We start from the raw sequence: 10,919 nt of genomic DNA on the forward strand, positions 1-10,919 counted from the left end.
AAAAATGTTGAGTTTTTAGCTTGTCCAGTGTATTTAAAGATCTAATTGAATTCCAACCATAAAACGAGGCATAAATTGAGGTTGATCAATTGCTTTGTCTGCATCTTTATATTTAAAATTCGTATCGTTTTCATTATTTGTTCTTGCGTTTACATTATCGTTATCCGGATAATAAGAAGTATCATGACCTTGCAGTTTTGCAGCAAAGAAATAATCCAATCCACCAGTTAAAATCAACTGTAAACCTTCGGAAATTTTGTAATGGCTCTCGAAACCACCACCTAAACCATATTGCGATGATGTAATGTCAAAATCTTCATTACCACCTACATATTTAAAATTACCTTTAAATTTAGAGTAACGAGGACCAATAAACCAATAGGAATTAGAATTTCCAAGAAGTGTCATTGGTTTCATAAAATCAAGCCTTACATCCATACTGTGTCCTTTATCCTCAGGCACACCATTGGTTGCATTATTGATAAAGATTTTTCTAGCTTTTGTTGAGCTGCCCGGTTGTAACCAGGTGTATCCTACTCCAACACGAATATCAAAAGGAAATTCTTGTGATAGATCGTGAAGAATAAGGTTTGCACCTAATCCAAATCCTCTATTGATTCCTGCTGTAAATTGGAAATCTGTTTTTTGTTTAAATTTATTCTGCTCTTGCGCATTCGATACTTGAGACCATGTAAGAAGGAGTAAAAGTATCCAATAGGATTTTTTAATTTTTTGCATAATTTATTTTTCGTGTATTGGTTAATTTTTCAATATAACGATCTGATTATTCTATTATTGTATGAGAAATATGGTCTCGTAATGATATGATCTTAGAGTTATTGATTTTATTGGAAAAAGAGATCGTATTTTCTTTTAATCGTTTTTTATCTCAAAGAAGAACCGTTACATTTTCTTCAACAAAGTATTTGTTATATTTTCGATTATTTAAGCTGGCAAGATTTATCTTTGAAGCAAATAAATTTATATCGATGAATTATCAGGATGTTTTTGTACAGGTAATTGAGAAATTAGATGGGTTTAAAGATCTAGGGAAACCGGCATCTTATATCCCAGAACTTCAAAATGTAAATTCGAATAATTTTGGAGTGCATTTGACAACAATTGAAGATCAAAATTTTTGTTTTGGGAATTCTGATGATAAATTTTCAATACAAAGTATATCTAAAGTATTGTCATTGGTTATGGCTTACAAAATAGAGAATGAAGATTTATGGAAACGTGTTGGTGTGGAACCATCTGGTACACCTTTTAATTCTTTGGTGCAATTGGAACACGATAAAGGAATTCCTCGAAATCCATTTATAAATGCAGGAGCTTTAGTGATTTCGGATATTCTTGTGGGGCATTTAAAAGATCCTAAACAAGAATTGCTTCAATTCGTAAGAAGGCTATCTGGAAATCCTAAGTTAGAGTTTTGTTCACGTATAGCTGAGTCTGAAAAATCAATGGGCTATCGAAATGCTGCACTTATTAATTTAATGAAGGATTTTGGGAATATCCACAATGATATTGATGAGGTTTTAGATTTCTATTTTAACCTTTGCTCCATAGAAATGACATGTAAAGAACTTTCTAAAACTTTTCTTTTTCTTGCTTCTAATGGTAAAGATCCAATTACTAAAGAAAAATATTTGAGCACAAGTAAGTCAAAAAGAATTAATGCGGTGATGCAATTGTGTGGATTTTACGATGAAGCAGGAGAGTTTTCTTTTAAAGTTGGCTTGCCTGGTAAGAGTGGAGTTGGAGGCGGTATTGTGGCAATTCATCCGAATAAATACAGTATTGCAGTTTGGAGTCCAAAGCTAAATGCAAAAGGAAATTCAAGCAAAGGAATGAAGTTTTTAGAGTTGTTTACCAGTGAAACAGAATCTTCTATTTTTTAATGAGATTATTGGCATAATTGATGAAATACAGTCAATGATTAAATAGAATTCTTAATACCAATCTAATTTTAAAAAAAATAATATGTTGCTGAATGCCTACAAATAGGACCTCTTGGTCTTTTATTTTAAGGGTATATATAAAATAAGAACAGACAGGTTTGTCTGTTTCGATATTTTGCCATATATTTGAATTAGAAATAATAAATAACAGGCCTAATTAAGAATTGAATTGGATCGGTAAAAACAAGCTAAGAAATAAGAATAATGAATTTAAGTGTAAACGAAAGAATTATTGAAACTGCTTCTCGCTTATTTTATTTTGAAGGTTATAATCAAACGGGAATTAATCAAATAATACGAGAAGCAAGTGTAGCGAAGGCAAGTCTGTATCAACATTTCAGATCGAAAGAAGAAATAGCGGTAGCCTATCTTCAAAGAAGACATATTATGTGGATGGGGAAACTTTCAGAGTTTGTTGTTGCTGAAGAAAGTGGTAAGCAGAAAGTGATTGGATGTTTTAATTATTTAGCTGATTGGCTTACCGAGGTTGGTTTTAGAGGCTGTGGCTTTCAAAATATTATTACCGATTTGCCAAAAGATCATCAGAGCATTAAGGATGAGGTTTTATCGCATAAAAATGAGTTAAGAGAATGGATACACAATCATCTTAAGGAGGATGAGAAGCTCACAAAGAAAGAAGTTGAAAAATTAGGTGATGAAGTTTTGGTGCTAATTGAAGGTGCCATTATGCTATCTCAAATTCAACAAAGTGTGGCTCCAATTGAAGTAGCTAGGGGAGCTTGTACAAGATTGCTGTCATAACAGCATCTTTTTTACAAACAAAACAGACAGACCTGTCTGTATGAAAATAAATATGATGAAAAAATTAATTCCTCCTTTTACGAAGGAGATTGCAAGAGCAAAAGTTCAAGTCGCAGAAGATGCTTGGAATAGCAAAAACCCAGAAAAGGTTTCAATGGCTTATACATCTGAATCTAAATGGAGAAACAGGGACCAGTTTTTTATTGGAAGAGAAGCGATTGTTGATTTTCTATCTGACAAATGGGAAAAGGAACTACACTACAAATTACGAAAATATTTGTGGTCATTCACTGACAATAGAATTTCTGTTCGCTTTGAATATGAATGGAAAGATGCAGATTCTGGGCAATGGTATAGGACACATGGAAATGAGCATTGGGAGTTTGATACTGATGGATTGATGAAAATCCGTGATATGAGTGCTAATGATGTTAAAATTAACGAGGTAGATAGGAAGTTTTAAGAATAAATCTTTAAATATAGATAATAATGAAAAATTCAATGATTAAATCAATAGCAGGAATGATGCTAGTCGCATTTGTTTCCTTTGGATCTAATTCTTTTGCCAATATGAATGGAAAAGAGAATGAAAAATCATCACACTTGAGTGGTACTTCTTACAAAACGGTAAGCGTTAACGGAACATCTGTATTTTACCGTGAAGCAGGCTCAAACGATAAACCAACAATTGTTTTGTTGCATGGTTATCCAACTTCTTCTCATATGTTTCGAAATCTTATAACAGACTTGTCTGTACGATATCATGTATTAGCTCCAGATTATCCTGGATATGGAAAAAGTGAACAACCATCCATGGATGAATTTGAATATACTTTTGAAAATATGTCTAAGATTGTAGATGGGTTTTTACAGGAATTAAACGTTGATAAATATAGCTTTTACCTGATGGATTATGGTGCACCTATTGGATTTCGGATAGCAGCGAAATATCCAGAGCGAATTGAATCTTTAATTATTCAAAATGGGAATGCATATGAAGAAGGGCTTCGCGATTTTTGGATTCCAATTAAAAAATACTGGAATGATTATACCATTGAAAATGGAAAGGCATTGGAGGGATTTCATTCTATTGATGGTTTAAAATGGCAATATACGCACGGTGTTCAAGATGCTTCTAAGATTAGTCCGGATAATTGGAATATTGACTTAATGCATTTGCAACGAAATGAAAACCCAGAAATTCAATTGGCTATGTTTTATGATTATCGAACGAATGTTCCTTTGTATCCACAATGGCAAGAGTATTTTAGAACTTACCAGCCACCAACCTTAATCGTATGGGGAAAGAATGATATTATTTTTCCGGCAGATGGTGCACATCCTTACAAGCAAGATTTGAAAAACTTGGAATTTCATTTACTGAATACTGGTCATTTTGCCTTGGAAGAAAAAGGTAAAGAGATTGCCAATTACATTTTGAAATTTTTAGATAAAAACAATATAAAGTAAAGAAATCATGAAAACAATTAATTGGAAAAATGCCATAACAGCTGGTATAATAGGAACACTTTTATTTGATATTGTTGGATTGCTTATTACAGGAAAATGGTGGGATATTGCTGGAATTTTAGGCGCAAAAACAGGATTGGGATTAGCTTACGGAGTTGCAGGCCATTATAGTAATGGAGTGTTATTGGCAGTTCTATTTGCAGGAATTGCTCCTTCTCTTTGGGGACCAAAATGGCTAAGGCCTATCCTTTTTGTTGTAGTAGAAACGATTGCTTTGGTGTGGTTTTTTATGCTACCATTACTTGGGGCTGGCGTAGCTGGTCTAAAAATGTCCTCAATGATGCCGATAATTACTTTAGTACGACATTTAGCTTATGCAATTCCTTTAATATTTTTAATTCAATACGAATTTAAAAAAGTAGCATAAGGCTTAAAATAATTGGATAAAAGGATGGTCAAGAAGATCATCTTTTTATTTTTATGTGTGTCTTGATCTGATATTGATTTGCTTTCAAAAAGCAATTGGTTATCTTTAGAATCATTCTAAACCACGCATACAAAAACTATGAACCAAATTATTGATGTAACAAAAATTGAGGATATTCTTCCAGAATACAGACATACTCCAATTGGATTATTGCTGGAATTTCATAATTTGAACCGACCATTTGCTGAATATTCTGAGGCTCAGCTTCTCGTTGGAATGTGTATGGATAATCGAAAACATCTACATATTCCAGAAAATTTCTCTTACATTATACGATCTGGAGGAGCTAATCTTCGTTACAGTGAATTTAAGGTGTCTTACGCAATCTCTGTTGGCGGAATTAAACACATTGCACTAATTGGACACAATAATTGTGGTATGGTTAATTTACATGCCAGAAAAGGGGAGTTTATAGATGGCTTGGTTAATACTGCTGGATGGACCCAGGAAAGAGCCGAAGAGCATTTTGGTAATTTTGCTCCTATGTTTGAAATAGGAAATGCACTTGAATTTGTGGTTAATGAAGCAAAGAGATTGAGAGTTAAGTACCCTAAGATTGTTGTAGCTCCATTGTTTTATGATGTTGATAATAATAAACTTTATATGATAAAAGAATAAGTCAATTACTTTTGTATTTTGATCTTATTTGCTAGGTTTGCTTATATCATAAAACTTTAGCAAAATGAATAATTGGCGTACCGTTTTAACAACAATGCTTCCGCAAGATGCTCATATGGCAAAGGCCTATCTTGAATCATTAGGAGTAGAGGTTCTGATAAAAGATGAGTTAACTGCTCAAGTTGATAATTTTTGCTCTAATGCAATAGGAGGAGTCAAATTATTGGTTCACGAATCTAATTTTGAAAATAGTGTTCAATTATTGCGAGATGGAGGATATATTTGTGAAGCTGACTTGCAGGTAGGAAGAGATATAGAGAATATTAAAATTAGTTTAGATACAAATAAAGAAATATGCCCAAATTGTAAATCTGATAATATTGGACGTGTAAGAGAGCCAAATTACCTTATACTAATTACCTTTTTTCTTTTAGGAATTCTTTTTCCATTGTTTAGAAGAAGCTATAAATGTTTCGATTGTGATAAAGAATGGAAATATATCCGATAAGAAGAGCTTTAGTATTTTGATTTAAAATAATCCTGTTAATTTTGCAGTTCAATTGAAAGAGGCATCATTACTATGGAATTAAAAAGACTTAATAAAGCAATTGCAGAAACAGGTTACTGTTCTAGAAGAGAAGCAGACAAGTTGATCGAAAGTGGAAGGGTAAAAGTAAACGGTACAACTGCAGGCTTGGGAGTTAAAGTTTCAAGTGAAGATGTTATAAAGGTAAAAGGAAAGACCATTACCAAGACGGTTGGAAATATTTATTTAGCTTTTAATAAGCCAATAGGAATAACCTGCACAACCGATACTCATATTGAAGGAAATATTATTTCTTACCTTAATTATCCTGAACGAATTTTTCCAATTGGACGATTGGATAAACCTAGTGAAGGTCTTATTTTTTTAACCAATGATGGAGATATCGTGAATAAAATTCTTCGTTCACGTAACAATCACGAAAAAGAATACATTGTACGCGTAAACAAAAGGATTACTGCTGATTTCATTCGAAAAATGTCAAATGGTATTCCAATTTTAGATACCGTAACCAAAAAATGTAAAGTTTGGAAAATTAGTGACTTTACATTTAAAATAGTCCTTACTCAAGGGCTAAATAGACAGATTCGTAGAATGTGTGAATATTTGGATTACGATGTAAGAACATTGAAACGCTTAAGGATTATGAATATTTCTTTAGGTGATTTAAAAGTTGGTAGTTACCGTTCTTTTTCCAAAATAGAATTACAAGAGCTTCTAAATTTATGCGAAGATTCTGCTAAAACTTTTGATGAGTTGTAGCCAGAAAATTACCTTTTTTAATTAGATCATAATTTTATGTATATTGTTAAGACGTATTCGTTTATGTCTTTATTCTTATGCTCTAAAAATTCATCTTTTATTGTTGTAAAATCCATTTTTATCTGGTTTAATTTTTAATAATGAATAAGTAAAGATGAAACTCTCTCATTTTCTGAATGTTAGATATATCTATGGTCACTTATTGATCCTTTGTCTATAAAAAACTAAACTTTAATCACTAGATTTACGTAATTAAAGTAAATAAAAGTAGCTTTCGTCAAAATACGATGGATTGATGTGATGATGAGTTTGACACCTTTTAATGGGAGAATACATGAGAATACTTTTACGTTTGATATTGAACCTGATTTTAATAAGCTTAGCTTGTTATTCTACTATTGCACAAATAGTACGACCAGTAAATGATACAACAATTTGTGTGGGAGAATCTGTGATTCTAGAAGCACAAGCAGGATCCTATATGTACAATTGGAGTACTGGGCAGCTTTCGTCAACAATTTCGGTAACTCCTCCGACAACTACAACCTATACTCTTCGCGTTTTTATACCAGATACTGGTATTGAGTTAATTACTAATGGAGAATTTGAATTAGGAAATACGGGATTTTATAGTGAATATGTCTATTGTCCAGATCCTGTTCTTTCTACAGCAAATCATTCTCATAATCAGTCTTTGTGGATGGAAGGTAGATATGCTGTTGATAGTAATCCTCAGGCTTATCATGCAAATTTTTCTGCCTGTAGTGGTAATACAGGTAACCCTTCAGATAAAATGTTAATCGTAAATGGTGCACCAGATGAGAATGTCGTCGTTTGGAGCCAGACCATTACAGTAACCCCAAATCAATATTATGCTTTTTCAACTTGGGCATCCAATGTTCATCCAACAAATCCAGCTAGACTGGAATTTATGATTGATGGAGTTTTGATGGGTGACTATATTGAACCGAGTGCAGGATTAACTTGTAATTGGGAAGAATTTTATTCTTTATGGTATTCAGGGACAAAAACATCTATCGAAATATCAATTGTAAATAAGAATTTAATTAGAAGTGGAAATGATTATGCATTAGATGGGATTTCATTTAATCCATTATTAGAAGTGCCTGATAGTAGGACGGTTACAGTTGTTGAACCAGCAGTTGTTGATGCAGGATCGGATATCACAATGTGTGGAAATGATACCGCTAATTTAAGTGCAACAGTTTCAAATACAACAGGTTTTTCGTGGTCAACTTCAGGCGATGGTACTTTTACAGATAATACGAGTGTAACTTCTTCGTACACGCCAGGAAATAATGATGTTGCAAATGGCAGCGTTGTTTTAACAGCAACAGCTAATTCAAATTCACCTTGCGGTTTTATTACTGATTTCATAACATTGAATTTGCATCCTATTCCGAATATTGGATTGGGTGATAATCTAGCCTCATGTGGTGGGGGAAATGTAATTTTAGATGCTGCAAATCCAGGCTCAACATATGTATGGAATACTGGTGAAACAACACAAACAATTGAAGTGTCAACGGCAGGAACTTATTCTGTTGAAGTAACGAATGCTTTTAATTGTGTTGAAAATGACACGGTTGACGTTGGTTTTTATGCGAATTTAACCATTGATTTAGGACCAGATCGAACGGTTTGTTCTGGAGAGCCTGTTGCATTAAATGCAGGTATTTCAGGTGCGACCTACTTATGGAGTACAGGAGAAACTACCGAAGAGATTATTGTATATGCTGGTGGAAATTATTCTGTAACAGTAACAAATTCTTACGGTTGTAATGCAACGGATGATGTAAATGTAACACTTGTTCCTCCTCCAACAGTTGATTTGGGACCTGATCAAATATTAAATTCTGGAGATGTTATTACTTTGGATGCCGGGAGTCATTTCATGTATATCTGGGATGATGGATCTAGAGGAAGATATTTAAATGTTGACAAACCTGGATTGTATGCCGTTCGAGTTTATGATATGAATGGTTGTTCAGCTATGGATATGATTAACATTACAAGTGCAACAGGTAATGTGCCTGATGTTACTTTAAATGATACAATTATTTGTAGGGGAGAATCAGTAGAGCTTTATGCTGGTAATGATTTTCTTTTTAATTGGGATGTTGATGGCTTATCTTCAAGAGTTGTGGTGAGTCCTGATTCTACAACGACTTATAATTTACGTCTTTTTTATGTAGACGAGACATTGGAATTGGTGAATAATGGTGATTTTACTTTGGGTAATATTGGATTCCAAAGTGATTATTATTACTGTTCAAATCCATGGTGGTGGTCATGCCGAAGTCGATCTAGTAAATATACCGTTAGTAGTAATACAGAAGCTTTTGGTAGTAATAAAGCAGATTGTAATGGTGTTACAGGTAACTCGCCAGACAATATGATGGTGGTTGAAGGTGGAAATGTAAATAACACCGTTTGGGAACAAACCATTGATGTTGATCCAGACAGTTATTATGTTTTTGCAATGAACATTACGAATTTAAGAAATGATAGTTTTGATGATTTTGATTTGATTATTGATGGTGTTGTTGTACAGAGCTTTACAACGAACTCAGCTTGTAATTGGGATAAATATCAAAAATTAATTTATAATGATACTCCTACTCAAATAACTGTACAAATAAACAATACGAGCACTGTTGGAGTAGATAATGCTTTTGCTTTGGATGGAATAAGTATGTTTAAATTATCAGAAATTCCACTTGATGTTATCGTAGAAGTGATACAGCATGTTACAGCAGACGCAGGGGCAGATCTAGCTATTTGTGAATCGGGAACGGCATCTTTAAATGGAGTGGTAACAAACCAATCTTCATTTGTTTGGAGAAGTTTAGGTGATGGAACTTTTGATAATAACAGTATATTAAATGCTACATATAATCCTGGTAGTGGTGATATTTCCAATGGATATGTTGACATTGAGTTAAGTGCTCAGCCAATTGTTCCTTGTGTAATACCAGCTTTAGATACCATGAGAATTGATATTAATAGTAATCTAAATGTAGATTTAGGTGCTGATCAAGAAATATGCCAAGGGAATTCAATAACCCTTGATGCAGGATATCCGGGTTCTACTTACTTATGGAGTACGGGAGAAACGACTCAATCAATCACGGTTTCTGCAAGTGGAAATTACGCTGTTACAGTAACAGATGTTAATGCTTGTTTAGGAAGTGATGATATGAATTTGATTGTACATCCTAATCCTGTTGTCGATTTGGGAGCAGATCAAGAAGAATGTAATGGCAACAATATCATGTTTGATGCAGGGCATCCAGGATCTACTTACTTATGGAGTACCGGTGATACTATACAAGGTATTTTAGTAACTACTTCGGGAAATTATTCTGTTGTAATGATTGATGTTAATGGTTGTTCAGCTACTGATGATGTAAATGCAACAATTCATGCGAATCCAGTTGTTAATTTGGGAGCAGATCAAGAGACTTGTGCCGGTGGTACAATCACCTTTGATGCAGGAAATGCTGGTTCAACTTATTTATGGTCTACAGGAGAAACAACGCAAACTATTACAGTTTCTGCTAGTGGAAATTATTCAGTAACAATAACAGATGCCAATGGTTGTTCAGCTACTGATGATGTAAATGCAACAATTCATGCGAATCCAACAGTAGATTTGGGAGTAGATCAGGAAACTTGTTCAGGAAACAGCATCACTTTTGATGCAGGAAATGCAGGATCAACTTATTTATGGTCTACAGGAGAAACAACGCAAACGATTACAGTTTCTGCTAGTGGAAATTATTCAGTAACAATAACTGACGCGAACGGATGTTCAGCTGCAGACAATGCTAATGCAACAATACATGGAAATCCGACAGTAAATCTTGGTGCAGATCAAGAGACTTGTGCCGGTGGTACAATTACATTTGACGCAGGAAATATTGGATCAAATTATTTATGGTCAACTGGCGAAACAACGCAAACAATCACAGTTTCGACAAGTGGAATTTATTCTGTAACAATAACAGATGCAAATGGTTGTTCAGCTACAGACAATGCTAACGCAACAATTCATGGAAATCCGACAGTAAATCTTGGAGCAGATCAGGAAACATGTGCTGGTGGAACGATCACTTTTGATGCGGGAAATATTGGTTCGACTTATTTATGGTCTACTGGCGAAACAACTCAGACAATTACAGTTTCTGCTAGTGGTAACTACTCTGTTACTGTAACTGACGCGAACGGATGTTCAGCTAATGATGATGTGAATGCAACAATCCATGCAAACCCAACCGTTGATTTGGGA

At 33.9% G+C, this 10,919-nt stretch carries 10 protein-coding genes; 9 read left to right on the plus strand and 1 reads right to left on the minus strand.

Features of this window, described 5'->3' with window-relative positions:
• Positions 1-33: 33 nt before the first annotated feature.
• A complete protein-coding gene (locus tag L3049_RS14320; protein WP_275110498.1) occupies positions 34-738 on the minus strand; it encodes a hypothetical protein in 705 nt (234 codons plus the stop codon).
• Positions 739-989: 251 nt separating this feature from the next.
• Between L3049_RS14320 and L3049_RS14325 the strand changes: the two genes are divergently transcribed.
• The 9 genes from L3049_RS14325 to L3049_RS14365 form a co-directional block, all read left to right on the plus strand.
• The gene (locus tag L3049_RS14325; protein ID WP_275110499.1) at positions 990-1,904 is read left to right on the plus strand and encodes a glutaminase; all 915 of its coding nucleotides are present in this window, start codon (positions 990-992) and stop codon (positions 1,902-1,904) included.
• Between the two features lie 264 nt (positions 1,905-2,168).
• On the plus strand, positions 2,169-2,726 hold the full coding sequence (locus tag L3049_RS14330; RefSeq protein ID WP_275110500.1) for a TetR/AcrR family transcriptional regulator: 558 nt from the start codon (positions 2,169-2,171) through the stop codon (positions 2,724-2,726).
• 55 nt (positions 2,727-2,781) lie between these two features.
• The gene (locus tag L3049_RS14335) at positions 2,782-3,189 is read left to right on the plus strand and encodes a nuclear transport factor 2 family protein (RefSeq protein WP_275110501.1); all 408 of its coding nucleotides are present in this window, start codon (positions 2,782-2,784) and stop codon (positions 3,187-3,189) included.
• Between the two features lie 26 nt (positions 3,190-3,215).
• Positions 3,216-4,196 (plus strand): alpha/beta fold hydrolase, encoded by a 981-nt coding sequence (locus L3049_RS14340; protein ID WP_275110502.1) that lies wholly within the window; start codon positions 3,216-3,218, stop codon positions 4,194-4,196.
• Positions 4,197-4,203: 7 nt separating this feature from the next.
• Positions 4,204-4,623: a hypothetical protein gene (locus L3049_RS14345; RefSeq protein WP_275110503.1), complete on the plus strand. Its 420-nt coding sequence runs from the start codon at positions 4,204-4,206 to the stop codon at positions 4,621-4,623.
• A 138-nt stretch (positions 4,624-4,761) separates the two neighbouring features.
• Positions 4,762-5,301, plus strand: coding sequence for a carbonic anhydrase (locus L3049_RS14350; protein WP_275110504.1), 540 nt, complete (start codon positions 4,762-4,764; stop codon positions 5,299-5,301).
• A gap of 64 nt (positions 5,302-5,365) precedes the next feature.
• Positions 5,366-5,809, plus strand: coding sequence for a putative signal transducing protein (locus L3049_RS14355; RefSeq protein ID WP_275110505.1), 444 nt, complete (start codon positions 5,366-5,368; stop codon positions 5,807-5,809).
• Between the two features lie 72 nt (positions 5,810-5,881).
• Positions 5,882-6,607 (plus strand): pseudouridine synthase, encoded by a 726-nt coding sequence (locus L3049_RS14360; protein ID WP_275110506.1) that lies wholly within the window; start codon positions 5,882-5,884, stop codon positions 6,605-6,607.
• Between the two features lie 334 nt (positions 6,608-6,941).
• A partial coding sequence (locus L3049_RS14365) for a hypothetical protein (protein WP_275110507.1) occupies positions 6,942-10,919 on the plus strand: 3,978 nt, incomplete at its 3' end.

The sequence above is a fragment of the Labilibaculum sp. DW002 genome (genome assembly GCF_029029525.1).
GTDB lineage: Bacteria > Bacteroidota > Bacteroidia > Bacteroidales > Marinifilaceae > Paralabilibaculum > Paralabilibaculum antarcticum.

What these genes read in the sequence shown, in the direction of transcription:
- L3049_RS14320 (WP_275110498.1), bottom strand. Translation starts at nt 738, where the DNA reads ATGCAAAAAATTAAAAAATCCTATTGGATACTTTTACTCCTTCTTACA.
- L3049_RS14325 (WP_275110499.1), top strand. Translation starts at nt 990, where the DNA reads ATGAATTATCAGGATGTTTTTGTACAGGTAATTGAGAAATTAGATGGG.
- L3049_RS14330 (WP_275110500.1), top strand. Translation starts at nt 2,169, where the DNA reads ATGAATTTAAGTGTAAACGAAAGAATTATTGAAACTGCTTCTCGCTTA.
- L3049_RS14335 (WP_275110501.1), top strand. Translation starts at nt 2,782, where the DNA reads ATGAAAAAATTAATTCCTCCTTTTACGAAGGAGATTGCAAGAGCAAAA.
- L3049_RS14340 (WP_275110502.1), top strand. Translation starts at nt 3,216, where the DNA reads ATGAAAAATTCAATGATTAAATCAATAGCAGGAATGATGCTAGTCGCA.
- L3049_RS14345 (WP_275110503.1), top strand. Translation starts at nt 4,204, where the DNA reads ATGAAAACAATTAATTGGAAAAATGCCATAACAGCTGGTATAATAGGA.
- L3049_RS14350 (WP_275110504.1), top strand. Translation starts at nt 4,762, where the DNA reads ATGAACCAAATTATTGATGTAACAAAAATTGAGGATATTCTTCCAGAA.
- L3049_RS14355 (WP_275110505.1), top strand. Translation starts at nt 5,366, where the DNA reads ATGAATAATTGGCGTACCGTTTTAACAACAATGCTTCCGCAAGATGCT.
- L3049_RS14360 (WP_275110506.1), top strand. Translation starts at nt 5,882, where the DNA reads ATGGAATTAAAAAGACTTAATAAAGCAATTGCAGAAACAGGTTACTGT.